Genomic DNA, 25455 nt, shown 5'->3' with positions numbered 1-25455 from the left:
AGGGGAATTTTAATGAAAAACGGTAAAAAATTGACAAAGCGTGAAAAAATGCACCTTAAATCATACAAATTGAATCCTGAAAGCTGGTTAATCTTTAAGAAGGTAGATGGCGAATTACATTTAGTTCATCGTCACACAAACTCAATACGAGTCATTCCAAGTGCACAGGGTGGTGGACTGGACAAGCATTATTAAAATTTAGGAGGGCTTTACATGGATGGATTAACAGTAGCAAACGAACTGGTATTTGAAAGTAATGGTGAGGTAGTAACAGATAGTTTGACAATTGCTCAGATTTTCGGTAAACGACACGATAATGTTATATCAGATATTAAACTTCAAATGGATTATGCAGGAGCAGAATTCTCACTCCTAAATTTTGAGGAGTCAACTTACACAAATGAACGTGGTCGAATGTATCCCAAGTACAATTTAACAGAAGAAGCATTTACATTAGTTGTTTTTGGGTACAACACGAAAGAAGCAGTGCAAACAAAAATTCGATTTATACAAGAATTTAAACGTATGAAGGAATACATCAAAAAACAGCAACAAGTTCCAACAGATCCCATGAGTATCTTAAAGCTTACTTTTGAAGCGTTAGAAGGGCAAAAGCAAGAACTTCAGCACATCAAATCAGATGTCAAAGACTTACGAGAGAATGCTCCGTTATTCGCTGTAGAATGCGATGAAATATTAAATGCAGTCAAGCGTCATGGCGTTGCGCTATTAGGTGGTAAACAGTCTAATGCATACCAGCATGCTGGAATTAGAGGCCAAGTCTACCGTGATATCTATAAGCAGCTGTACCGTGAATTTGGAGTAACAAGCCATAAAGCAATTAAGCGTGGTCATTTGGCACTCGCAACAAAGATTGTTGGAGCGTATACGTTACCTATTGTGCTGAGTGAGAAAATTAATATAGTAAACTCTTAAATTAAGTTCTCTGAGATGTAAAAAAAGGTGGAAGGAGGAAATAACCATGATGGAAGAAAGTGTTTTTTCAGTATGTATCACTGGGTTTCTGATCTGTGGGCTTTTACCTGTTGTTTATGCACTCGATAAACCAATTAAAGAATTTACAAAAGATGTGGAATGAATTTGAGGGGAGAAAGTGCTATGACGTTATCAGTTTTAAAGAAAGATGTACAGAAAAAACAAATATTAGATGAATTCTTGCAGCATTGTGAAAAGAAGCAAATAGAGGCGATTCAAAAGAAAGATCCATTGTTACTTTGTACTTGGATTAAAGAAGCAAGATTGGCTCGAAGGGAGCGTATAGCGCTATACCGTGAGAAAGAAAAATATGATAACCAACTTGTACGGGATCGTAAAAGCATTCTAGGGATTGTGGAACATTTGAAAAGTAGAGGAATTAATGCTTCAGTTGTGAAGAGGGCGCATCATAATACGCTTTCTGAGGAGTGCTGTTAAAAGTAAAAAAGCCCTATAAAATAGGACTTCTTCTGTACATAGGTCATACTACTTGTTTCGTGCACTGACATTCATCATAAATAGTATATCAGATATATTATGAATTATCTTCATGAAAATGCTTCAGAATGACGAAAAGACCTAAAATTAGGTCTTCTCATCGGCAATATCAGTCTAGAACAGTATACCTAACAGGAGTGAGTTAAGTAACCGGAATGCTCTTATAGTATAGCAAACTATTATATTTAAAAACAAGAAGGGATGGTAAAAGAAAATGACAGCAGAAGAATTATTTGAAGAGAAGAAACATTTAGTAATTGCGGCAATTAAGCAACAATTTGGAAGTATCGCAAGAGCTGGACAGATTGCAGAAATAAACAATATGGATTTGGAGGATTTAATACAAGTTGGCCATCTGTATTTATGGGAGCATTGTGTGAATTATAATCCAGAGAGAGTAGATACATTCAATGCATACGTGATGAAAGGTATGAAATGGGCAATGAGTGATGAGCTTCACTTGAAAGGAACACCTTTTAAGGTGAGTAGACGACTTAGTCATGAGGAAAGGAATAAAATGAATATTCATTCGATTGATTTACATCAAGATGAGGAGACAGTAAAAGAATTTTATGCAGTATCTCCTATTGATGTGGAAAAAGAAGCGATATTATCCATTGAATTTGAAGAAGTGACGAGTGTACTGGAAGAACAAGAAAAGTCAATTATTCTGCACGTCGGTGAAGGGTATACCACAGAAGAAATAGCTAGGAAATTAGAGATGAAAAAATCTACTGTTCAAACAAGAAAGACACGGGCATTTTTAAAGATGAATCCAGATTATAAGCCAATAAAACAAAAATCCTTTTTCTTAGGGAAAAGAATGATAAAGAGAAACCACCAGTTGGGGCTGGTGATCTAATAGAAACACATGTGGTTTCATCATAACACATGTTGCGTACGAGATGCAAAAAAAGACCCGTTTTCACAGGCCAAGAGAAAGGGCATTTCGTGAAAGAATACGATTTAATAATGATTTTAACAGTAAAAAACAAAAAAATAAAGATTGAAAATAAAAAATATTCGACCTTTATGTTGAGGAATATCAAATACCCTGGCAATAAAGATATATTGAAAAAATGTTAGATAGAGAAGGGTGACGGGATGAATAGCAATGTAATACAAGTCGCAAGAATAAATCTTCAAGGTAACACTTTAGACCAGGGGTGGTTTAAGTACCTTACTCTAGAAAATGGCAAGCCATATATGGTTGCGATTACAATACTTAGCGAGATTTTTTATTGGTACAAACCAACTGAAATAAAGGATGAAAGAACAAATGAAATCCAGTATAAACAAAAATTTAAAGCAGACAAACTTCAAAAAAGTTATCAACAATTGGCTGATTCATTTGGTTTTACCAAAAGACAAGTACAAGAAGCATGCAAATATTTAATAAAAAGAGAATTAATTGCAATTGAATTTCGTACAATAATAGTTAGTGGAACTAGGCATAACAACGTTATGTATGTGGAACCAATTGTGAAGAACATCGAAAAAATTTCTATTTTATATCAGGACCCTATCACATCAGAAAGTGACACCCTCCCACATTCTAATGAGAGAGACTCACACATTAAAACGGAGGAGGCTCTCACATTAGAATGTGGGACAAATACAAAGAATACTACAGAGATTACTACAAATAAAAAGACTTCTTGTCACAAGTTTGAAACTTGCGACATGGAGCATGCCAAATTGTTATTTCAGTTAATTTTAGAAACCCATCCAGAACATAAAGAACCGAACTTCGAGAAATGGGCCAATGAATTCCGCTTAATTCGCGAAAGAGACAAGAAAACAAATCAACAAATTGTGTATCTCTTGGGATGGTCCCAGAATCATTCCTTCTGGAAAAAAAATATATTGTCACCTAGTAAGTTGAGAAAGCAATGGGACAGGCTAGTGATTGAAGCCAAAGAAGAACACGAGGTGAAGAAAAATGAGCAGATTCGCAAGCATAGCGGAAGTCATGGCAGATTTGCAAAAGAGGGCTATGAAAAACTGCCACAGCCGACAAGAAAGTGGAGAGAGCTTACAGAAAAAGAACGAGAGGAATCACAACAAGAATATGAAAATAACATTGAATGGCTCGGAGAAGACGCTTAATGATACCTGTCCGTTATGCAGTGGAACGGGAATGATCTTAAATGGATGGACAGGTAAAATGTGTGATTGCCAAAAGAAACAATCTGAAATAGCAAGGTTGAAAAATGCGATGATACCAGAAGAATTTGAAGAAGCACGTTTTAAAAATTATATTCGTCATACCGATATGCAAAAGAAAATGTTTAACAGGATGATGGAATACTTAAAAAAGTTTAATGAAATCAGGGATACGAAGAGCAATAGTTTTGGATATATCGCTACATATGGCGAGGCAAGATTAAAAGCTTTATCCATCGATGAACGAGTTGAAAAAATGAAACTTCACAACAATTACGGATTAGGTAAAACACATCTACAAATAGCAGCTGCTAGATGGATCATACAAAATGTTCAAACTGTAAATAAAGACATTATAAATGCACAACCGAGAGGTTGCAGAGTAGTTTGTATAAGTGATGTCACTTTTATGACAGAGATTATGTCAGCAAAGCGTGATGATAAAAAAGAGTACTTTGAAAAGCTTCATACAGTCGTAGATTATGCGGATGTGTTGGTTTGGGATGATTTGGGTAAGAGTAAACATACAGAATCTCGTGAAGAAATGTATTACGAAATCATTAATGAGCGATATAAGCGTAAAGCGCCCATCATTTTTAGTTCAAATGAAGATGAATATACCTTACCTGAAAAAATTGGGTTTGCAGCTGCTGATAGATTGCTAGGGATGGCAAACGATTATTTGATTGAAGTCGAGGGAGAAAGCTATAGACGGTAAAAGAGAGAAATGAATCATTTTGAGGGAATGGAGTTGAGAGCATGGAACAATTAACCTTTGAAGATATCGTAGGAAACATGGATTATACAGCACATAGTACGGCTGAGAAATTCCTCTCTAATCATTCAGTAACACCAACTTATGCAGTAGAATTTTTTGACAGAGATGAAAAACAGAAGTTACGTTGGTTTGAAGTAAGTACAGAGACACAAGCAAAAGAAATGGCCGAAGAAAAATACGGGAGAATTCAAATTATAAAAGTATATGTGTCCAATCGAACGTTGAAAGAAATTATGGAGCTGGACTAAGGACATTTTCATCCAGAAAGCACATGCATTTCCTAAAATGGACAAGCCTATGCAAAGGAGAACGAACATAGATGAAAAGAGAAATAGACATGAAAACAAACGGCATCTACATTGTGGTGGATGGGAAGATCAACTTTGAAGAACCACCAAAGAGCGGCTACGGGCAGCAAGTCTTATATTGGGTAAAGGGAAAAGTGTCTCATACACAAACAACGATTACAAATAAGCTCAAATAAAATTATGTTATTCGAAAGTAATCCTGTAATTAAAAACCCTACTCTCAAAAGGGTGAGAGTAGAATCAATGGATGCAACTACTGAGTGCACGGGATGGTGAACATCAGCAACTACATAATAGCATGAGTATTCAGAAAAAATATCGAGTAAATATTTCCGATTTTTCAAATGATAGTCAACCGAAATGAAATAAAATTTGAATTTTATTAAAAGGAGAATGTGAGATGGAAACAGTTATTAAAGGGTTTCCTGAAGATTATGATGGATTGATTGTTCTGAGTGATATTAGAAATTTCAAAGGCGAAAAAGAATTTGTTGAACAAGCTGAAAAATATATCTTAGAAAATAAAGGTCATCGTATACCGGTTCTTACTCCACAAGAAACGGATATTATTGTTGGGGATGAAGAGTGGAAATCTGGAGATGATCCAGATATCGAGGGCGAAAGAATTACAGTATATTGTTCGGATTTAGATTGGGGAAACTCATAAGAAAACTAAACAAAAGCGTTATTTGAATAGAAAATGGCAGGTAATTGACTAAGTTACCTGCCGAGTGCCTAAACAATTCGGAGGAACAAGCTCCGTTTTGAAAGAGTGTAGTCATGGGAAGTTGACGTGTAGATAGTATGTGTAATGTGGAGAAGGATATTCGTAAAGGGGGATTAAAAAGAACCTGTTGCTTATACAAACAGGCTCAATTACAGGAACTACAAATCTACTGGGGGTAGTGTAATTCCTGATTAATATTAAGGTATGTTAATAAAATCTAAATATGATTAATCAAATGATAACTAAACAAAATTCTTATTTAACAACAAATAAAAGAGCGCATTTTATATGCACCCTTAGTACGGTAGATGAATGTCTTATGAGATGTAGAAATCTAAAAGGTTGTAATCAGATTTTTACGAGTAAATTTTTAATATAGTATGCTTTATTTGGAATTATGGAGCCTGTCATCAAAGAATAAAGGCGAGTAGGAATTTTAACAAAATTTTTATTTGAACAGAAAAAGAGCGTTCGGGAGAAAGCGTTCTTTTTACCTAATCATAATGGAGGTGACGAGCTCACATTATACAGAAAGGTAAGCGTTTTTATTTTAAGAACTTAAGTATAGTTTTATCGAGAATCCACTTTCCTTCAATTTTTTTAGCAGGCAATTTGCCGGCAGCGCACATATTTTTTACTGTTTGAGAGGAACGTCCTAAAAATTTAGCAGCTTCCGCCACACCTATGATGTTGTTTAGCGAAGTGAAAGAATCATATGAAGTACGACTATTTTCCTCGGGAGTTGCTTTTATATAAGGCCATAAACGGGTTTCACCAGGTGCCACAATCCAAATGGAGGGCCATTTATAATCAGATTCAAGAATAGAGTTTAAAGCTACTGTAGCAGCATCCAATGTTTTATGGTAGCTGAGTATATCATAATAACTTCCAAATAAAATGTGGAAATCTGTATTGTTAGTGAAAATCCTTTGCTGTTTAAAGTTGTTCATTATTGATAGCTCCTTTTTCAAGGGATGACTATATTTAAAAAATATGGCGAATCAAATTGTTCATGTTTAAGTAGAAAGAGAAATCATGAAAGCAAATTTGATTAAATTACAGTGGAATAAAAGTGCGTTGATATTGTGTTTAAAAGGAATAGCAGGGCAATAATCTTACAAACATTTTATATAACCATTATGAGGAACGGAATATTTTATAGTCGTTATAGAAAAGTAATTGATAGTAAATCGTAAAAAATGACGGTTTGTTCCATGGTGCACACTGATGGAACCTTAAACTATTTATCTAAGTTTATGTGTGTGAGTCATGAACATGAATAAATAGTTAGGGAAGTAAGGGGTCGCGACAGTATATGTATGCCAAAAAGAAATGGTTCTTTAAACCAAAAAAAGAGCAGATAGCAAAAGCTAACTGCTTAAACAAAAGGATGACTGAAATGACAAAAGCTCGATTTAAGGAGGTATTTACAGTATGCGTATGAATCCGTTTTTTTATACGAAGAAATCGTAAGAAATGGTTTTTTAAACCAAATGAAGAGAGGTGATAATTAAAAAAGATAGACGGATAGAAATTAAGCAATCAAAAATAAAAACCAAAAACCAACCTGTTTAAGAAGGTGTTGGCGAGCCACTGAATGAATTGTTAGGTGTGACTGTATCGGACCTAGTAGAGATAGGAGGTGCACTCCACAGTGATCTCATAATTTAAAACTTGAACGAAATAAACCTTTTGTAGAAAGACAAGGGTTTTCATTTTAGTGCCGTAAGCCTAGTTGTATCGAGAATCTATTTTTTAAAAAATTTCTTTAGCAGCTTCTTTAACACCTATGATGTTTTCAATCGAATTAGAGGGAGTTTTATGAGCCATATGAAATCTTCTTATGTTCCTCGTAGGGAGCAGTTATGCAAGTGCCTGAAAGGATTTCGCCTGGCTTCAAAATCCAAATGGAAGTCCAGCTACTATCAGAGATATGGATAGACCTTAAAGCTATTGTGGCATCGTCCCATGTTTCATGGTAGCTCACAATATCTGTATAATTACCAAGTAAAATGTAAAAATCAGTATTGTTAGTAAAGAAGTTTCTTTGCTTAATACCATTCATTATTAATTCCCCCTTGCAGTGGTTGATTGTATTTTTATGTATGACAATCGAATAATTTGGTTAAAATAACCAAAGTTGAGCAAGTTAGTAAAACTAAGTGCTCAACTTCGAAGGTGACTCAAATATGGGATGTCTCCTGAAGGGGAGATGTTTACAATATATTCGAAGTTAAATGATTTATTCTTAATTAGGGAGAAAAATGGTTTTTAAAACCATAAAATGAAAATACTATTGTAAAGTGAGGGTAGAAGAATGAAAGCTTTGAAGAAAAGAAAAATTAGAAAAGCAATTGCGCGTCGTGCGAAGGTAGTGGAAAAATATCAGTTTGATAAGGCTTGGAGGAATATTTTTGTACGAACTGGTTATTTGAAATAGATAGAATTTGAATAGAGTCTGGCTAGAAAACTAGAGGACACCAATTTTTAAAACAGCAATTGTAGCTGTCTTAAGAAATGGTGGCCTCTTTTATTTTGGAAGGGAGATGGGGAAGGAAGGTACTAAAGGATTAATTACATGAGTGGGGAAAACAAGTGAAAAATAAAAATTAAGTATTCGTGAAATTGAAGAATGAATAGGGATTCGTGGCTTGCGTTATGAACGTAGACTTAGAGCTTTAAGACAAAAGTAATAAAAAATAAAAAGGGGTGGTCTTGCATGACGAAACAATTATCTTTTTTACCAAAAATTGATAGAGCAGCAACACAAGAGAAGTTAGAAGGTGTTCTTGAAAGTGTACGTATATATAGACAGTTCGGAATGATTCGTAAGGAAATGAAAGTCACTCCTTCTTATGAAATGAGAGAACATGGGCCTACGCATGTAGTTGGAAAACCTTTAGAAGATGTAGCGATAGCAAATCTACAACAAAGTGAACGTGAAGAGTGGCTGGAGTCAATTTCATTCCGCATTGATCAGTTTTTAAGTCGCTTAGGTAATGGTAGTGCGGGAAGAAATCAGAGGGATATTATTAATAAGCGTTATTTAGAAGAAGAGGATGTATGCGACTATATGATTTATAACGAGATTGGAATGGCTGAACGTACATATCGTCGTTGGAAGTCCAGAGCATTTTATAATTTAGCTTTTGCTCTTAGATTAGAAGTTTACGAGGCAGAAGAGACTGGAGGTAATGAATCATGAATTTCGTTCAACCAATACGTGATCCAGAGCAAATACAGCAGCTAAAAGAGTATTTTAAAGAAAAGAGCTTACGTAATTACATTCTCTTCATTATGGGAATCAATACAGGTTTGAGAATATCGGACATTTTGAAATTGAAGGTAGGAGATGTCAAAGGTAGTCATATATCTATGAGAGAAAAGAAAACTGGGAAACAGAAACGAATACAAATTACTGCAGCACTAAAGAGAGAGCTTCGATGGTTTAATGAAAATAGAGAAGATGATGAGTACCTATTAAAAAGTAGGCAGGGAAAAAATCGTCCAATCGGTCGTAGTATAGCATATAAGATACTAAGTGGAGCGGCAGCAGAGTTCGGATTAGATGAAATAGGAACACATACGTTGAGAAAGACGTACGGGTATCACATGTACATGCAAACGAAAAACATAGCATTACTTATGGAGATATTCAATCATTCGTCAGAGAAGGTCACGTTACGTTATATAGGTGTAAACCAAGATGCAATGGATAAAGCAATGACTAGGTTTAAAATCTAATCATTGCTTTTTTCTTTTTAAATCTATACAGTTACTCATAAATTTCGTACTGTGTAACTCAAAAGGGGAAGTATTATAAAGTCAATGATACCAAGGGATTCAGCGAAAGGGTCACTTACACACAATATAAAATATGGGTAACTGCAGGTATCGAGAAATCGGATGGTGTATATACATAAATATAAACTGTAAGGGGAGGTAATTGTGATTCATGTTAAATGAAGAACTATTAGAAGTAATCATTAAATATAAAAGGAATATGGGAAGAAATCCTGATATGTTAAAGTTGAACCCAACTTATTTTAGAACTATATTAGAAGAATTGAATTATCCAGAATGGATTATTAAAAAGAAGATGACAGAAATGAAAAAAAGTATATTTGGTGTACCAGTAGAAGTAACAGATGCGGTGGAAAAATTTGAACTATGAAACAGACTGGCAGAGTTGTGGCCGCTTTTTGGCAGAAAATGTGTCGGTTATTTTGGAAGTAATGTGTTATATTTGTATGGTGGGAAGTGTCGGAAAACACAACTCACGATGTTGTTATTAAAATTCTAAACGGTTCATAATGACGGTATCTAAAATCCGAAACCAGTTTTCGATGGTGCGAGATTGAATGTAGCCGTTGAATGGAAAGAGCATCTTGAAAGATGCTCTTTATTTTGTATATAGAAAAATACTAATTCGTGTAGTAATTATGTTTACAAAAAAGAATGTTACTCAGTCATCTGATTTCTTTGTTTAGAGTAAACAGGGAATCTTTGATGTGGTAGGAATGACTTGGAAAAGAGTTGTATTGCTAATATGTGCATGGATACAATTATAAACGAAGAGGTAGTTTTTGTATGAACTCGTAGGTATAAGGAGCGCGTGTTTTTAAAGTTTCATGAGTAGAACTATTCAAATAATAGTAGGCATAGGCTTCAGCAAAATATTCCTCTGGATAGTAGTAATAAGAACTGTTGGAAAAGGAATTATATTCACGACTATGGATCCTTAAGAATTCTTGTGAATAGCTAATGTTTTGGAATACATAACGATCAATAGCGTGAGCTGTTTCGTGTAATTCAAGATTGATTGAAGTATGCATATTACCGTAATTACTATACCCTATACAAGCAACAACGGGATTCCCGCCAATACCTGGAACAGAGTCCCAGGTATAGCCTGTACCTTCCCAGCCTCTAGGGATTTGTCCTCTTAAATAAGAATATTCGGGTAAATAAGTGATTGGAAAGTTAATGAGTTTAATACGAATATTTTTATGGTAAAGAGCATATAGAGTTTTGCTATCAATGTTGTTAATACGCTGTATCATATTGGCGGCTTCTTGCTGATTATAGTTGCCGGAGGTTTGGACGATGATAAGTTGTTGAGGAAGATTCGCCGGTGATGGTGTGTGGGGGGGGGGGGAAATTCCGAAGGGTGGATGGAAAGAAAGGAGAGGTAGAGGGATTCGTTGTATTTTTATCAGAAATGATAGGTTGTCCTTCTTGAGCGCTCACACTAATCGGGGGTATGATTAGGAATAATGAGCAACATAAGAGAGTTAAGAGGAATTTTTTGAGCTTCATAGTTATTCATCCTTTACAAGTGAATTATATTAATAGTATTATATGATGAAATTTAGATTATGGTGATAAGAATATAATCATTATTTTTATATGTAATGAGGAAAAGAAAAAATAGGCATAAAGTTATTAAAAAATTATAATTTTTTTGTATGTTCTCGCAGAATGCTAATGTGCAAGATAAGCCTATAGGTTGCTATAAAAAAGAGAGCTACATGGTCTGTATAAGACAGGTCATGTAGCTTTGGAAGTGAGTAGGAGGACAAGTGAGTTTTTACGTCCTCACAGAAATTTAATTAGGGTATATGTATTTTAATATGCAGGGCTTGTAGTGAGGAGAGAAAAGTGTTCTTTAATAAAGGACAAAAAATAGATAGTTGAATATAGGATTGTATGGTATTTTAAATTAGGTAAATGATGGCGGAAACCACTTTTACAATATATGTATAAGCAGATTTACGGGCATCTATTGTAATTCGGAAGAGCTTTTGCTCTTCTTTCAGCCGCTAAGTTTTAGACATGAATGTATAACCGGGAAAGTTAAACATATATGCTTAGCGGTTGAAAGAGGGGCTAAATAATACATAAAGTTAGATTAAGTTTTTAGGGTAATTTTTTAATAATAAGTACATGCAGTACAAGTTGTACTAGAAGAGAGCACTTTTATTATTGAGGTGCTCTTTTTTATAGGGTTTATAATGGGGTGATGGATGAAGGCGGTAAGAAATGTATGAAGGAATGAAGAATGCAAAGATATAGATGTGTGGTAGGTTAATTTTGGGATAAGGGATATCCATTCGCATTCTTCACCCTTCTGAAAGAAATGTTGGAGGAAAACAGATGGATTGTAACTGCTTACTAAGTTAAGGGTCTGAAATAAACAGTAGACAGCGTCAATTTTCCAACCATTTTTAGTATATGCAGAAAAATGGTTTTTAAAACCAAAAATCAATGTGTTGTCTAGAACTTTTTTCTAAGAATAAGCATATAATGAAGCATCGGACAACACTTATTGATAGTACTTTTCCAAAGACCTTCCTTTCTATATAAATGATGCAAGAGCAGCCATTCCCTTGGCTGCTTTCTTTTTACGTCCATATGTACTTTTATAGAAAGAGGCATAGATATGAAGAATGGGCATATAAAGTATATAGAAAATATATGATAAATTGGTTATTTTGACAAAGTGAGGAGTGGGATACGGATGGACAGTTTGGCTAAAATTATTTTATCAAATGGGAAAGAATATATTGTATCGATTCAGCTTGGTTCCCTCATTGGAAAGACACTTGTAAATGGTGAGGGAGAATTTCTTAATACTTTTGTTGCGTTACCTCATATAGATGTGGAAACAGGAAACGAAATGCAAGTTGCTTTAAATCCGCGGTATATAGTAGCGATTGAAGAGTTTAATATAAGAATGCAACCTCATATACCTTCAGTATTTAGAATTGAAAAAATAAATAAGGATTTAGAGTGAAAGTATCCATATGGATACTTTATTTTTGAAGAGGAGTGAGAACAAATGATACTAAATAAACAAGAACAAACCGTTATTATTGGTAAGTTAATTAATAACATTCTGGGGTTGGAATTAGTCAAGGAACATATTCATCCACAGAAATTAGAAAAAGCCGTATTTTTGCATAATGAAATAAGTGATGATATGACACCAAAGCAATGCAGAGAAGCGATGATTAGTGTGTTAAGTAAAACGGTGGATGAATTTCTGAAGGACAAGGAGTGAGGGGAGATACAAGTTTATTGTTTTAGCTGTAATGAAACTTATGAGATGCAACCACACGTAGCGCAGATTTGTAATCGTATTGAGAAGTGTTACTTCACGTGTCCTCATTGTGGCCATGAGCATGTTGCTGCATATGTGAATGATAAAATTCGTAAGTGTCAATTGGCTATAATCAAGTGCATGAACGGATTAATAAAAAGAATCTTGCTGTTGAGGATGAGATGCAATGATTGAGGAAGAGGATGGCAGGTGCCAAGTAAACCATTCAAGCCGTGCAAGTCATTAGGTTGCAATGAACTAACACGGGATAAGTATTGTGCTAAACATATCGCAAAGGAAAAAGAAACCGTAAGATATTATGACAAACATATTCGAAACAAAAGCTCACGTTCATTCTATAATTCCAAACCATGGAGAGTTATGCGTGAGTTTGTTTATCGTAGAGATTATGGATTATGTGTTCAGTGTAGAAGGAAGGGCATTATTAAGATAGGAGATGTAGTAGATCATGTCATTCCGTTGCTTGTGGATTGGCTAAGGCGGTTAGATTCAAATAATTTACAAACACTTTGTCATGCTTGTCATAACAAGAAAACAAAAGAAGACGAGAAGAAATACAGAAGATAACTAAAAAGAAAGGGAAGCAAGCGTACCAGTATATCATGCTAGATAAACGGGAAAAGGCCCTAGAATGAGTCTAGGGCCTCCAGGATACTTGTTTAGGGAAACTGCATGTAACTTACAAGTTACAAATATAAGGATAACATTGAATCTATATAAAAACACGGATAAATTTGTCTTGAAAACGGACAAAAAACACCCCCGTGTAAAAAAAGTAAAAGGCGGTTCCTTGGAGACCGCCGCCTAGCTTTCCGTGCAAAAAATTCGTTTTATTTCATAAAAGGGGGTTCAACTAAAGGAGGTGGTTCACATAGGACGAAAAGCGAAGCCAATTCATTTGCAAATACTTGAAGGTAATAAAAACCGATTAACTAAACAGGAAATAGAACAACGAGTGAAGGCTGAGCAAAGTATTCAACCGAAAACGAATAGAATAAAAGCTCCAACTTGGTTAAATGCAGTAGCTAAAAAAGAATTCAATCGTATTTCTAAAGAATTAATGGAATTAGATCTTATTACAAATGTAGATATTAATGCTTTGGCGGCTTATTGTGACGCCTACTCTGATTATGTTGAATGTACAAAAATTATTAGTGAAGAAGGGTTAATGGTAGAGTACACAAATAAAGCAGCTGAAACCAATAAAGTACCGCACCCTTTATTAACTAAAAAGAAACAATTGCATGAACAAATGAAGTCGTTAGCAATTGAATTTGGATTAACGCCAAGTTCTAGGGCATCTTTAGCGAAACCAAAGGGTGATGATAAACCAAAAACCAATGCTGAAAAGCGATTTGGTGATAGGGTATGAGGATAGAAGAAAGATTAATGCAATATGTTTATGACATTTCGGATGGTAGCATATTGGCTTGTAAGAAACATAAATGGGCTTGCGAACGTTTTTTAAGGGATTTAGAACGTACACAAGAGGTAGAGTGTCCATTCTATTTTGATATTGAACCGTTATATGATTTTTATGAATGGTGCAAGCAATTTAAACATTTTAAAGGTGTATTAGCAGGTCAATATATAGAATTAACCGATTTTCAACTATTCGTAGCAGCTAATATATTTTGTTTTCTTATTAAAGCTACAAATAATAGACGTTTTCTACGTGTATTTATTGAACTTGCAAGAAAAAATGCAAAATCACAATTTTTGGCCCTTATCGCTTCTTATATCACGTTTTTATCTGACCAACAAGAAGAGTGTTACATAGCTGGTTGGGATAGACAACAATCAAGCCTTGTTTATAACGATATTTTAAAGCAACTAGGCGCATGCGATATGTTATCCAAAAAATATAAGGACTCTTATGGAAAAATCACGCATATAAAAAGTGGTTCAACAATAACACCACTTTCTAAAGAAGCAAAAAAGACTGGTGATGGTACAAACCCATCGCTTGGTATCGTTGATGAATATCATGCTCATGATACTAGTGAGATTTACGATGTAATTGATTCTGGGATGGGTGCGCGTGAGAATACACTGATGTTCATTATTACCACAGCAGGGTTTAACATAAATGGGCCTTGTTACAAGGAATATAAATACTGTTCAAGGATATTAGATCCAAACGATTTAGGTGTGGAAAATGATGAGTATTTTGTTGTTATTTGTGAACTTGATAAAGATGATGATATTAAGGATGAAACTAACTGGATAAAAGCCAATCCGATTGTAGCAACTTATGAAGCTGGGATGAAAAAGCTCCGTAGTGACTTGAAAGTTGCTCTTGATAACCCTGAAAAAATGCGCTCTTTTTTAACAAAACGTATGAATATATGGGTTAACAGAAAAGAAAATGGATATATGGATATGTCCAGATGGGATAAGTGTGATGAAGTAATTGAGTTATCTGAATTGAAAGGTATGGAATGTACAGTAGGAGCCGATTTATCAGCGAAAATTGACTTAACTAGTGTGGATTTTGAATTCAAGAAAGATGAAAAATACATCGTAATTAGTCATAGTTTTATACCAGAAGATACTTTATTCGAGAAAATGAAAACAGATAAAGTACCATATGATATTTGGGCGAAGCAGGGTTGGATTACTGTAACACCGGGTTCAGTAGTAGACTATAATTTTGTTAAAGAGTATATAAAAGAGATGGAATCAGATAATGATTTTAAAATAAAGGAAATATGTGTTGATCCTTGGAATGCAACACAGTTTATGCAAGACTTTGAATCGGAAGGATACGTTGTAGTTGAGATAAGGCAAGGTATGGCTACTTTATCAGGACCAACGAAAGATTTTCGTGAACAAGTGTATCAAAATAAAATTATTCATAATAACAATCCTGTACTTGATTGGGCAATCGGAAATGCTGTTACTAAGCAAGATGCTAACGAAAATATCATGTTGGACAAGTCAAAGTCAACGGAGAGAATTGACCCAATAGCAGCTATAATGAATTCACACGTCCGATGCATGCTCAATTCTAGTGAAATGGATTTGAATTCATATATATTAAGTCAAAATTTCTCATTCTAGGAGGAATTACATGCGGTTTTTAAGGTGCTTTTTTAGTATTTTAGATGATATTTTATTCATTTCAGGGTTGTCCATTATTATAGGGACGACCTTTTTTGTTAATCCAATTTATGGATGGTATCTGTTAGGGATTATTCTCACAATGCTGGGGGTGGTAATGATAAGAAGATAGAAAGGAGGTGAAACTTTTGATTTTTCGGCATTTATTTAAGAATCAAGATACGACCGATTTGAAAAATCCGTCTCCTTGGTTTAAAAGTCTATTTGGTTATCAAGCCGCAAGTGGTGAAAAGGTTACGGTTGAATCATCTTTAGGGGTTCCGACAGTATATCGATGCATTAATATCCTTGCAAACAGTGTTGCAATGCTTCCTTTTCAAGTTTTTAGAAAGACATCAAAAGGAAGAGAACGAGATAAGATGCATCAAGTGTCGTTTGTTTTAGAAAGAAGACCGAACCCTTATCAAAGCCCATTTAAATTCAAGCATTTAATCGAAACGCACCGCAATACATGGGGAAATGCTTACATCAATATTCATTGGGGTGCGGATGGTAGACCGAAAGAATTATGGGCACTAAATCCGGCTGTAACAACTCCAATCGTGGATCTGAAGACAAATAAGTTATGGTATTTTACGAATTTACCAGATGGTACACCTATTAAAATAACTGATGATGACATTATTCATCTTACTACGTTGTCTACTGATGGACTGAAGGGTAAACCACCTATTCAGATTGCAAGAGAGTCTATAGGTAGTTCACAAGCGGCACAAAAATTTAAAGGTAAATTCTTTACAAATGGTGCAGCCCATAGTGGGATATTGAAAACTCAACAAGCCCTTGGAAAAGAAGCGAAAGATGTGCTTCGTGACGCTTGGGAAGAAGCAAATACAGGTTTGAATAATGCTCAAAGGATAGCAATTTTGGATGCTGGTTTAGAATTTGAGAAAGTCGGGATGCCCTTAAAGGATGCTCAATTTATTGAAGGTATGAAGTTTGATAAGGCTGAGATTGCAAACATCTTTAATATTCCATTACACATGATTAATGAGTTAGATCGTGCTACATTCTCAAACATTGAGCAACAGGCATTGGATTTCATCCAAAATACATTGAGTCCAATTCTTATCCAGTATGAAGAAGAATTTTCTTATAAAACATTTTCATTTAATGAACAAAAGCGTTATTATTTAAAATTTAATCTAACAAGTTTACTTCGTGCTGATTCTAAATCTAGAGCGGAATTTTATAAGATTATGTTAGATGCTGGTGCTTTCTCGATCAATAAAGTATTAGAGCTTGAAGATATAGATGGAATTGGAGAATATGGTGATAAACATCGTGTCGATCTAAACCATGTATCCATTGAGATTGCGGATGAATACCAATTAGCAAAAGCTAGTGGAGGTTTGTCGCTGAAAGGAGGTGAGGACAATTAAAGACGTATTTACTATTAAAAATCAAACGGAATCGTCAGCAGATCTATTTATCTATGGTGACATCATAAATAATACAGGTTGGAAATGGGATGATTCTGATATTATGCCGGATGATGTAAAAAACATTTTAGGGCAATTGGATGATAAAAGTAACCTTAATATCTATGTAAATAGTGGTGGTGGTTCTGTATTTGCTGGTTTAGCCATTTATAACATGTTAAAGCGCAATAAGGCTCAGAAAACTGTTTATGTAGATGGTGTTGCAGCTTCTATCGCTTCCGTAATCGCCCTGGCTGGTGATCGTGTTGTTGTCCCTTCTAATGCTTTCTTAATGATTCATAAGCCTTGGACATATGCAGCTGGAAATGCAATTGATTTCCGAAAAGCAGCAGAGGACCTTGATAACATCGAGTCAGGAATCATGAATGTATACAAAGAAAACTTAAAAGAAGGCGTTGAAATTGAAGAAATTCAACAATTAGTAGATGCTGAGACTTGGTTAAGTGGTGAAGAAGCTGAAAAATACTTCAATATTGAAGTTGTAGAAGCGAAAGACATCGCAGCTTGTAGCAGTGATTACTTTGATAAATATCAAAAAACACCAAATAAGATTGTAGCAAAGGCTCCTTCTATTCCAAAGAAGGATAATAACGAACAATTAAAAATACAAAACGCACTAGACCTGTTAGAGCTATAGGTCTATTTTTGTGCCAAAACAAGGAGGAAATACCGAATGGATAAACGTGAACAAGAGTTACGTCAAAAAATTGCTGATTTAAAAGCGAAAGCAGAAGAATTTAACAATAGCGGTAAATATGAAGATGCAAAGGCAAAAATTGAGGAAGCGAAAAACGTGAAAAATGAATTGGATAACTATCTAGCAATGATGCAAATTCAAGTTCCTGAGCCTGTAAACTCACAAGCAGGAGTATTACCTCCAGCATCAGTTAAAAATGAAGATCCATCATACAAAGATGTATTTATGAAAGCTATCCGTGGTCAAAATTTAAGTCATGAAGAAGCAAGCGTTATGCAGGAATACAAAGCGGCCTTATCTGAGAATACAGGTAAAGATGGTGGCTATATTGTTCCAGAAGATATTACGACAACTATTAATCAATTAAAACAAACGGTTGATAGCCTAGAACAATATGTAAATGTACAACCTGTTTCAACAAATAAAGGGGCTCGTACATTAGAAAAGCGTGCGACATCAACACCATTTGCTCCATTATCTGAGTATGGTAAGCCGAATGCAATGCAAGAAATTGCTTCTCCTGAATTTGATCGTTTATCTTATGCTATTGAGGATTATGCAGGATTCTTACCAGTACCAAATGATTTATTAGATGATACAGATCAAGCTTTAGAAGAATATTTACGCCAATGGATCACTAAGAAATCTATTGCTACTCGTAACTATCTAATTTTACAAGAACTCAACAAATTGACAAAGGTCGATTTTAAAGATTATAAAGGCATTAAAACAGCGTTAAATGTTACATTAGACCCGGCATTTGCAGGTGGAGCTAATATTTTTACTAACCAAGATGGATTCAATTACTTAGATCAATTAGAAGATAAAAATGGTCGTCCGCTTCTTCAACCAGATCCAACAAATCCAACACGTAGTTTGTTGTCAGGAAAACCGGTTACTACTTTGTCCAATAAGACAATCGCCACAGACAAAGATGGGAAAGCACCTTTCATTGTTGGTAATTTAAAAGAAGCCATCATTCTTTGGGATAGAAAACAATTATCTATCGATATGACTACAGAAGGTGGAAATGCTTGGAGAACAAATACTTCTGAATTTCGAGCAATCGAGCGTGAAGATGTTACGCCATGGGATACAGAAGCAGTTGTGTATGGACAAATTATTGTTACGCCTAAAACAGGAGCTTAATAAGGTAGGGGGTGTCCTTCTTGGTACTAACATTAGAGGAAGCAAAAAAGTATCTTCGTGTGGATGGTGATGAGGAGGATGATCTCATTACATCTTTCGTAATTGCAGCTGAAATATATATTAAAAATGCTACAAGTAAAAATGTAGATTTGAAGAGCGAGCTTGCTAAATTAGCAGCTCGTATTTTAATTGCTCATTGGCATGAAAACCGTGAAGCAGTTGGAAAAGCTGAACAATTGGCATTTAGTTTGCAGTCGATATTAGTTCAGTTGCAATATTGTGGTGGTGATGCAAGTGAATCCAGGTAAATTAGATAAACGTCTTACATTTCAAGTGAAAGACGATGAAGCAAAGAGCCCAGACGGTGATCCAATAGAAGGTTATAAGGATTCTATTACTGTATGGGGCTCTTTTATTTTTTTAAAAGGAAGAAAATACTTTGAAGCAGCGGCAGCTAATAGCGAAATTCAAGGTGAAACAGAAATCCGATATCGTGCTGATGTGAATGCTGATATGAAGATTAAATATAAGAACGTAATGTATGACATTGTTTCAGTTATTCCAACTGAAAAACACACCTTATCAATTATGTGGAAGCGTGGTGGAATGAATGGCTGATGGTGTTGATTTTTTAGGCTTTGATCGCTTGATATCTGAATTAGAACAAATGGGTTTACGTGGAGAAAAGATTGAAGATAGAGCACTTGCGACTGGTGGTGAGCAAATTCGAAAAGCCATTGCTGAAAGAAGTGAACCGAGGAGTTTAAGCCCTAAGAAACCGTCCAAAAGTGAACCTTGGCGTACAGGCCAACATTTGCTTGATAATATACGGGTTACAAAGGCGCGAATGGAAAATGGTGTGAAAACGATTAAGATTGGACTAGACAAAGCGGATCGTTCTCCATATTTTTATGGGAAATTTTTAGAGTGGGGTACTTCTAAAATGCCAGCACATCCATTTATAGAACCAGGTTTTAACGCTTCTAAAGCGGATGCAGTACGTGCTATGACAGACATCTTAAAGAATGAGATGAGGCTGAATGTATGATAAATTTACGACCAGAAATCGTGCAAGCTCTTGAAAATAATCAGGAGCTTGTTTCCTTATTAGGTGGAAGACGTATTTATTATCGTAAAGCCAAAAATGCTGAAGAGTTTCCACGGATTACATTTTTTGAATTAGACAATAGGCCAGATGGGTTTGCGGATAATGATGAAAGTGAAAGTGAAATCACATTCCAAATCGATATTTGGTCAAAAGGTAGTACAACAGCAATCCATCAAAAAGTAAATGAAATCATGAAAGATATTGGTTTCTCACGTTATGCAGTAGCTGATTTGTATGAAGATGATACACAAATTTTTCATTACGCGATGCGATTCGCGAAAGGAGTGGAGTTATAGATGGCTGGAGAAATTATTACAATTAGTTCGACTGTCGGTGTAGATAGTCTTGTTTATGCAAAACTATTAAAAGATGATGCATCAGGTGTTTCATATGCAGATGTAAAGAAGTTAGAAGGGGCAGTAAAGGTTAAAACTTCTAAAAAAGTAGCTTCAGAAATTATGTGGAGTGATAATAAAAAATCAGAGATTGCTGAATCTGACGGAGAAGTGGAAGTTGAAATTGAAGTTCGTGGACTTTCCTTATCAGCGAAAGCAGATATTGAAGGGTATCCAGAAGTTACAGATGGCGTATTAGATGAAAAACGAGAGGGAGAAAAGCCATATTTAGCAATTGGATGGCGCTTTTTAAAGGGCAATGGTAAATACCGTTATGTTTGGTTACTCAAAGGGAAGCTTTCACAAGAGGAAGAAGAAGCTGAAACTAAGAAGGATAAACCAAACTTCCAAACTACAAAACTTAAAGGCTCATTCATTGAACGTGACTTTGATGATAGACCTAAATTTACAGCTGATGCTGATGAGCCTACATTTACAAAAGCCGTTGGTGATAACTGGTTCAAAAAGGTATATGAAAAAACAGCAACACCACCAGCAGGAAAGTAAGAGGGGGCAAAAGCTCTCTCTTTTTTATTAACTAAGGAGGAATACCTATGAAACTAACATTAATAATCAATAAAGAAAAGAAAACTTTTAATTTACCGGAGTTTATTCCGGCTCGTTTGATTCGTCAAGCACCTGAACTTGCTGGTATTCCAAACAATCCTGGGCCTGAGGATATGGATAAAATGGTTCAATATGTAGTAAAAGTTTACGGAGAACAATTTACATTGGATCAATATTGGGATGGTGTGGATGCTCGTAAATTCTTATCGACAACTTCAGACGTAATTAATGCAATTATTAATGCAACTGTGGAAGCGGCTGGTGGCACACCAGGAACTGGGGAAGAAACAAACCCAAACGTGTAGAGGGAGGGGGGCTAACGTTCAGTGAGTTTATAGATGAGCTCTACCTCTCTTTATTACGCCAAGGATATAAACATCATCACATCGATAATGAAATGGATATTTGGCATTATTTAAGGTTGAATCAGAAATATCGTGAACAAGGTGAATCGAATAGCCAAAATCAGAGTTCGAATGAAATTGAAGTTCCAGCAGAAAACATTATCTAAGGAGGGGGAAGATGATGGCAAATGAAATGAATAATTTAGTCGTTAGGCTGTCCCTTGATAATGTGAATTTTCGTCAAGGTATAGCCAATTCAGGACGTGCCGTAAGGACATTGCAGAATGAATTGAAATCAATCAGTACTGGTATGGGTGGCTTCGCTAACGCTAGTGATCAAACGCGTGCTAAAACAGATGCACTTAACAGACTGATTGAAGCGCAAAAAGAAAAGGTTAAGGCATTACGACAAGCTTATGATCAAAATAAAGCAAAATTAGGTGAAAATGACGCAGCAACCCAGCGATATGCTTCGCAAGTTAATAAAGCAGTTGCTGATTTAAATAGATTTGAAAATGAATTAAAACAAGTAAACCGTCAAGCTGAACAAAAAGGGATAGATAAGTTAAATAACTCTTTAAAATCCCTACAGGCTGAATTCCAGTCCATTACAACAGGCATGGGCGGTTTTTCTAATGCAACGGAGCAAACGCGAGCGAAAGTAGACGTTCTGTCTCGTATGGTAGATAAGCAAAAAGAGAAAATCAGGGAACTTCAACAAGCTTATAATCGCGCAAAAATAGAAGAAGGTGAAGCGAGTCAATCCGCACAACGATACGCAGAACAAATTCATCGGGCAACAGCTGAACTGAATCGATTTGAAACTGAATTACAGCAATCAAATCGAGAATTAGAGCAACAAGGTAATCGTCTATTGAACTTCGGTAATCGCATGGAAAGCTTAGGTAATCATTTGCAAAATGCCGGAATGCAAATTGGTATGGTATTTGGTGGTATGACTTATGCAATTGGTCGAGGTCTAAAATCAGCTGTGGAAGAATCTATGAACTTCGAACAGCAGATGGCTAACATAAAAGCTGTATCAGGTGCGACTGGACAAGAAATGAGTAAACTCTCTGAATTAGCTGTTAAATATGGGGAAGATACAAAATATTCTTCTGTTGAAGCTGGAAAAGGGATTGAAGAATTAATAAAAGCTGGCGTTAGTTTAAAGGACATTATCAATGGTGGATTAGAAGGAGCATTAAACTTAGCGGCCGCAGGAGAATTAGAGTTAGGCGAAGCAGCTGAAGTTGCTTCAACCGCTTTAAATGCATTTAAAAAGGATGGTTTAAGTGTTACAGATGCCGCTAACTTACTTGCAGGAGCCGCTAACGCTTCAGCCACTGATGTACACGAATTAAAATATGGTCTGTCAGCTTCCGCAGCAGTTGCTGCTGGGGCAGGTATGACATTTAAAGATACATCAACAGCCTTAGCAGTTTTTGCACAGAATGGGTTAAAAGGTTCAGATGCAGGTACGTCTTTAAAAACAATGCTTATGAGATTAAATCCATCTACTAAAGAAGCGTATAACAAGATGGCGGATTTAGGTCTTATCACTTATAATGCGCAGGCTGGATTTGACTTCTTGGTTAAAAACGGAATCACGCCAGCATCTAGAAGTGTGGGAGATATTGAAGTTGCATTAGAGAGTTATGTAATGAAAACGGAAGGCGTAAAGAAATGGAATGATAAATGTGATACTACATTTCGTGAATTAGCAACTAGTTCGGCTTTCTTATCTTCTAAATTTTACGATCAAGAAGGGCACATCCAAAGTTTAGAAAATATATCTGGAATTCTCCACGAATCCATGAAAGGTTTAACAGACCAGCAACGAAGTATGGCTTTAGAAACATTATTCGGATCAGACGCAGTTCGTGGTGCAACGATTCTGTTTAATGAAGGATCACAAGGTGTAAATAAAATGTATACCGAGATGTCCAAAGTTACTGCTTTAGAGACCGCTAATACGAAAATGAACACTTTGAAAGGTCGTATCGAACAATTAAGTGGAGCGTTTGACACAATGAAAAAAACAATTGGTGATGCACTCGCTCCTGTGGTTAGTGCTTTTGTCGCTGGGTTGCAGAAACTTGTGGATGGATTCAACGCATTACCTGGACCAGTACAAAAGGCTATCGCAATTACAGGTGGCGTTGTTCTTGCACTTACAGCAATAGCAACAGCAATAGGTGTAGTTCTTGCAGCATTCGGTATGATCATGTCAGGAATTGGGGCATTAGCAACAGCGTTAGGGATTGCTGGTGGTGCTGCAGGTCTTGCTGGTGCTGCGGTTGGTATGTTAGGAAGTGCATTAGGAGTGCTTCTGGGACCTGTTGGTTTAATAGCAGCAGCTCTTATTGGAACCGGAGTTGTCGCATATAAAGCATATCAAAAAGCAACTGAAGACAGTATCGCTTCGGTAGATCGTTTTGCTACAAATACAGAAGGGAAAATAAGTTCGTCCACAAAGAAAGTTCTTGGTGAGTATTTCAAGTTGTCTGATGGTATTAGACAAAAGTTAACTGAAATTAGATTGAACCATGAAGTGATAACAGAGGAGCAGTCACAGAAGTTAATAGGTCAATATGACAAGTTAGCTAATACAATCATTGAAAAAACGAATGCAAGGCAGCAAAAAGAAATTGAAGGACTTAAAAAATTCTTTGCGGATTCATATGTATTGACCGCTGAAGAAGAGAACAAACGAATCGAACAGTTAAATCAACATTATGAACAAGAAAAGCTAAAAACACAGGAAAAGGAAAATAAAATTAAAGAAATTTTACAAACAGCAGCTAGAGAAAACAGAGAATTGACGACCTCTGAACGCATCTCTTTACAAGCATTGCAGGATGAAATGGACAGAGTTGCTGTAGAGCATATGTCTAAAAATCAAATGGAGCAAAAAGTTATTCTTGAAAATATGCGCGTACAGGCTAGTGAGATTTCAGCTAGACAGGCAGCGGAAGTTGTAGAGAATAGTGCCAAAGCAAGAGATAAAGTTATTGAAGATGCGAAAAAGACTCGCGATGAAAAAATTGCAGAGGCAATTCGTCAGCGTGATGAAAATAAAACAATTACTGCTGATGAAGCTAATGCAATCATTGCTGAGGCAAAACGTCAGTATGATAGTACAGTTTCCACGGCAAGAGATAAGCATAAGGAAATTGTGAGTGAAGCAAAATCCCAAGCTGGGGAACATGCAAATCAAGTAGATTGGGAAACCGGACAAGTAAAATCTAAGTTTGAAGTTATGAAAGATGATGTTGTTCGAAAAATGAAAGAAATGGGTTCGGATGTTTCCAATAAATATGACGAGATGAAAAATGCAGCCAGCAATAAAGTAGAAGAAATCAAAAATACTGTTTCAAGAAAATTTGAAGAAAAGAAAAAAGCTGTCGTTGATAAAATGAAAGAAATAAAGAGCGATATTGAAGATAAGTGGAATACAGTTGAAAAATTCTTCAGCGCTATAAATCTACGTTCCATTGGTAAATCCATTATAGAAGGTCTTGAAAAAGGGTTGGATGATGCGACAGGTGGTTTATATAGTAAGGCGAAAAGCATTGCTGGAGAGATTAAAAAGACTATTTCTGGAGCGCTAGAAATTAACAGTCCATCTAAAGTGATGATTCCAGTTGGTAGTGCCGTACCAGAAGGTGTTGGCGTTGGTATGGATAAGGGGAAACGATTTGTTGTGGATGCAGCAAAAAATGTAGTTGGAACTGTAAAAAAACAAATGAGTAATATGCCATCTGTTTTTGATTTTGGATTCCAAACTTCGCATTATAGTATCCCGCATAATGCACTGGGTGATTTCAATGGGTATACGCAACCACAATCACCTTATAACAACGCACCTACAGCAAAAACTATGTTCTCGGATAGATCAGGTAGAGAACAAGAACTGAATGTAACGGTAAATATGACAAACGTTTTAGATGGAAAAGAATTAGCGAACGGAAGTTACGCATATACGACAAAGCTTCAAAATCGTGACCAAAAAAGAAGGGCGGAATTTTAAG

Annotated in this window: 31 protein-coding genes and 1 pseudogene; 29 read left to right on the top strand and 3 right to left on the bottom strand. The window is 35.7% G+C overall.

The features are described 5' to 3' along the window. Positions 1 to 12: 12 nt before the first annotated feature. The 9 genes from V6946_RS18280 (at position 13) to V6946_RS18240 (ending at position 5413) form a co-directional block, all read left to right on the top strand. The gene (locus V6946_RS18280) at positions 13 to 195 is read left to right on the top strand and encodes a DUF6906 family protein (RefSeq protein ID WP_006929382.1); all 183 of its coding nucleotides are present in this window, start codon (positions 13 to 15) and stop codon (positions 193 to 195) included. A gap of 18 nt (positions 196 to 213) precedes the next feature. Continuing rightward, on the top strand, positions 214 to 936 hold the full coding sequence (locus V6946_RS18275) for a phage regulatory protein (protein WP_006929381.1): 723 nt from the start codon (positions 214 to 216) through the stop codon (positions 934 to 936). Positions 937 to 1119: 183 nt separating this feature from the next. Further along, the gene (locus V6946_RS18270) at positions 1120 to 1434 is read left to right on the top strand and encodes a hypothetical protein (protein WP_006929374.1); all 315 of its coding nucleotides are present in this window, start codon (positions 1120 to 1122) and stop codon (positions 1432 to 1434) included. 274 nt (positions 1435 to 1708) lie between these two features. Next, positions 1709 to 2356 carry a sigma-70 family RNA polymerase sigma factor gene (locus V6946_RS18265; RefSeq protein WP_006929372.1) on the top strand — a complete coding sequence of 216 codons (648 nt, stop codon included), beginning with the start codon at positions 1709 to 1711 and terminating at the stop codon, positions 2354 to 2356. A 242-nt stretch (positions 2357 to 2598) separates the two neighbouring features. Continuing rightward, the gene (locus tag V6946_RS18260; protein WP_006929370.1) at positions 2599 to 3603 is read left to right on the top strand and encodes a hypothetical protein; all 1005 of its coding nucleotides are present in this window, start codon (positions 2599 to 2601) and stop codon (positions 3601 to 3603) included. Then, positions 3566 to 4378, top strand: a complete 813-nt coding sequence (locus V6946_RS18255) for a DnaA ATPase domain-containing protein (RefSeq protein WP_033692961.1) — start codon at positions 3566 to 3568, stop codon at positions 4376 to 4378. The genes V6946_RS18260 and V6946_RS18255 overlap by 38 nt, the downstream gene beginning before the upstream one ends. Before the next feature lie 41 nt (positions 4379 to 4419). Continuing rightward, on the top strand, positions 4420 to 4686 hold the full coding sequence (locus V6946_RS18250; protein ID WP_006929366.1) for a hypothetical protein: 267 nt from the start codon (positions 4420 to 4422) through the stop codon (positions 4684 to 4686). A gap of 71 nt (positions 4687 to 4757) precedes the next feature. Next, positions 4758 to 4922 carry a DUF3954 domain-containing protein gene (locus tag V6946_RS18245; RefSeq protein ID WP_006929364.1) on the top strand — a complete coding sequence of 55 codons (165 nt, stop codon included), beginning with the start codon at positions 4758 to 4760 and terminating at the stop codon, positions 4920 to 4922. 224 nt (positions 4923 to 5146) lie between these two features. Beyond that, entirely contained in the window at positions 5147 to 5413 is a 267-nt protein-coding gene (locus tag V6946_RS18240; RefSeq protein ID WP_006929361.1) for a hypothetical protein, read from the top strand. Between the two features lie 605 nt (positions 5414 to 6018). On the opposite strand, the gene V6946_RS18235 is transcribed toward V6946_RS18240, so the two are convergent. Next, entirely contained in the window at positions 6019 to 6423 is a 405-nt protein-coding gene (locus V6946_RS18235) for a helix-turn-helix domain-containing protein (protein ID WP_006929360.1), read from the bottom strand. Positions 6424 to 7292: 869 nt separating this feature from the next. After that, entirely contained in the window at positions 7293 to 7538 is a 246-nt protein-coding gene (locus V6946_RS18230) for a hypothetical protein (protein WP_050566530.1), read from the bottom strand. 252 nt (positions 7539 to 7790) lie between these two features. Between V6946_RS18230 and V6946_RS18225 the strand changes: the two genes are divergently transcribed. The 4 genes from V6946_RS18225 to V6946_RS18210 all read left to right on the top strand — a co-directional run bounded on the left by V6946_RS18225 (position 7791) and on the right by V6946_RS18210 (position 9647). After that, entirely contained in the window at positions 7791 to 7913 is a 123-nt protein-coding gene (locus V6946_RS18225) for a DUF3983 domain-containing protein (protein ID WP_000645584.1), read from the top strand. A 279-nt stretch (positions 7914 to 8192) separates the two neighbouring features. Continuing rightward, positions 8193 to 8678, top strand: a complete 486-nt coding sequence (locus V6946_RS18220; protein ID WP_006929358.1) for an ArpU family phage packaging/lysis transcriptional regulator — start codon at positions 8193 to 8195, stop codon at positions 8676 to 8678. Then, positions 8675 to 9217: a site-specific integrase gene (locus tag V6946_RS18215; protein WP_006929356.1), complete on the top strand. Its 543-nt coding sequence runs from the start codon at positions 8675 to 8677 to the stop codon at positions 9215 to 9217. The genes V6946_RS18220 and V6946_RS18215 overlap by 4 nt, the downstream gene beginning before the upstream one ends. Positions 9218 to 9428: 211 nt before the next feature. Next, on the top strand, positions 9429 to 9647 hold the full coding sequence (locus tag V6946_RS18210) for a hypothetical protein (RefSeq protein ID WP_006929355.1): 219 nt from the start codon (positions 9429 to 9431) through the stop codon (positions 9645 to 9647). 391 nt (positions 9648 to 10038) lie between these two features. Here the strand turns inward: V6946_RS18210 and V6946_RS18205 are convergent, their stop codons facing one another. Then, complete coding sequence (locus V6946_RS18205) at positions 10039 to 10536, bottom strand: anthrax toxin lethal factor-related metalloendopeptidase (RefSeq protein WP_366981783.1); 498 nt, start codon at positions 10534 to 10536, stop codon at positions 10039 to 10041. A gap of 1457 nt (positions 10537 to 11993) precedes the next feature. On the opposite strand from V6946_RS18205, the gene V6946_RS18200 reads away from it, so the two are divergent. The 16 genes and pseudogenes from V6946_RS18200 (at position 11994) to V6946_RS18125 (ending at position 25454) form a co-directional block, all read left to right on the top strand. Then, positions 11994 to 12269 (top strand): hypothetical protein, encoded by a 276-nt coding sequence (locus V6946_RS18200; protein WP_406622085.1) that lies wholly within the window; start codon positions 11994 to 11996, stop codon positions 12267 to 12269. 45 nt (positions 12270 to 12314) lie between these two features. Next, the gene (locus V6946_RS18195; protein WP_000602688.1) at positions 12315 to 12536 is read left to right on the top strand and encodes a hypothetical protein; all 222 of its coding nucleotides are present in this window, start codon (positions 12315 to 12317) and stop codon (positions 12534 to 12536) included. A gap of 6 nt (positions 12537 to 12542) precedes the next feature. Beyond that, positions 12543 to 12766 (top strand): annotated as a pseudogene (locus V6946_RS18190) (hypothetical protein). A gap of 19 nt (positions 12767 to 12785) precedes the next feature. Then, positions 12786 to 13163: an HNH endonuclease gene (locus V6946_RS18185; RefSeq protein ID WP_001139453.1), complete on the top strand. Its 378-nt coding sequence runs from the start codon at positions 12786 to 12788 to the stop codon at positions 13161 to 13163. Positions 13164 to 13458: 295 nt separating this feature from the next. Continuing rightward, complete coding sequence (locus V6946_RS18180; protein WP_006928884.1) at positions 13459 to 13968, top strand: phage terminase small subunit P27 family; 510 nt, start codon at positions 13459 to 13461, stop codon at positions 13966 to 13968. Continuing rightward, positions 13965 to 15659, top strand: a complete 1695-nt coding sequence (locus V6946_RS18175) for a terminase large subunit (RefSeq protein ID WP_006928877.1) — start codon at positions 13965 to 13967, stop codon at positions 15657 to 15659. Before V6946_RS18180 ends, V6946_RS18175 begins: the two co-directional genes overlap by 4 nt. Positions 15660 to 15847: 188 nt before the next feature. After that, positions 15848 to 17101 carry a phage portal protein gene (locus tag V6946_RS18170; protein ID WP_097947042.1) on the top strand — a complete coding sequence of 418 codons (1254 nt, stop codon included), beginning with the start codon at positions 15848 to 15850 and terminating at the stop codon, positions 17099 to 17101. Continuing rightward, positions 17088 to 17798 (top strand): head maturation protease, ClpP-related, encoded by a 711-nt coding sequence (locus V6946_RS18165; protein WP_006919621.1) that lies wholly within the window; start codon positions 17088 to 17090, stop codon positions 17796 to 17798. Before V6946_RS18170 ends, V6946_RS18165 begins: the two co-directional genes overlap by 14 nt. A 36-nt stretch (positions 17799 to 17834) precedes the next feature. After that, complete coding sequence (locus V6946_RS18160; protein ID WP_406622084.1) at positions 17835 to 19007, top strand: phage major capsid protein; 1173 nt, start codon at positions 17835 to 17837, stop codon at positions 19005 to 19007. A 20-nt stretch (positions 19008 to 19027) separates the two neighbouring features. Next, on the top strand, positions 19028 to 19315 hold the full coding sequence (locus V6946_RS18155; protein WP_006919625.1) for a head-tail connector protein: 288 nt from the start codon (positions 19028 to 19030) through the stop codon (positions 19313 to 19315). After that, on the top strand, positions 19302 to 19625 hold the full coding sequence (locus V6946_RS18150; protein WP_033692114.1) for a phage head closure protein: 324 nt from the start codon (positions 19302 to 19304) through the stop codon (positions 19623 to 19625). Before V6946_RS18155 ends, V6946_RS18150 begins: the two co-directional genes overlap by 14 nt. Continuing rightward, on the top strand, positions 19618 to 20055 hold the full coding sequence (locus tag V6946_RS18145; protein WP_006919634.1) for an HK97-gp10 family putative phage morphogenesis protein: 438 nt from the start codon (positions 19618 to 19620) through the stop codon (positions 20053 to 20055). Before V6946_RS18150 ends, V6946_RS18145 begins: the two co-directional genes overlap by 8 nt. After that, complete coding sequence (locus V6946_RS18140; protein WP_006919635.1) at positions 20052 to 20411, top strand: DUF3168 domain-containing protein; 360 nt, start codon at positions 20052 to 20054, stop codon at positions 20409 to 20411. The genes V6946_RS18145 and V6946_RS18140 overlap by 4 nt, the downstream gene beginning before the upstream one ends. Next, positions 20412 to 21017: a major tail protein gene (locus V6946_RS18135; RefSeq protein ID WP_006919636.1), complete on the top strand. Its 606-nt coding sequence runs from the start codon at positions 20412 to 20414 to the stop codon at positions 21015 to 21017. Positions 21018 to 21064: 47 nt separating this feature from the next. Next, a complete protein-coding gene (gene gpG, locus V6946_RS18130) occupies positions 21065 to 21382 on the top strand; it encodes a phage tail assembly chaperone G (protein WP_006919640.1) in 318 nt (105 codons plus the stop codon). 220 nt (positions 21383 to 21602) lie between these two features. After that, positions 21603 to 25454, top strand: coding sequence for a phage tail tape measure protein (locus tag V6946_RS18125; protein WP_406622354.1), 3852 nt, complete (start codon positions 21603 to 21605; stop codon positions 25452 to 25454). Position 25455: the final 1 nt, after the last annotated feature.

The sequence above is a fragment of the Bacillus sp. PPSBB_2 genome (genome assembly GCF_045291115.1).
Taxonomy (GTDB): domain Bacteria; phylum Bacillota; class Bacilli; order Bacillales; family Bacillaceae_G; genus Bacillus_A; species Bacillus_A cereus.
This window is presented reverse-complemented; position numbering and strand designations above follow the sequence as displayed.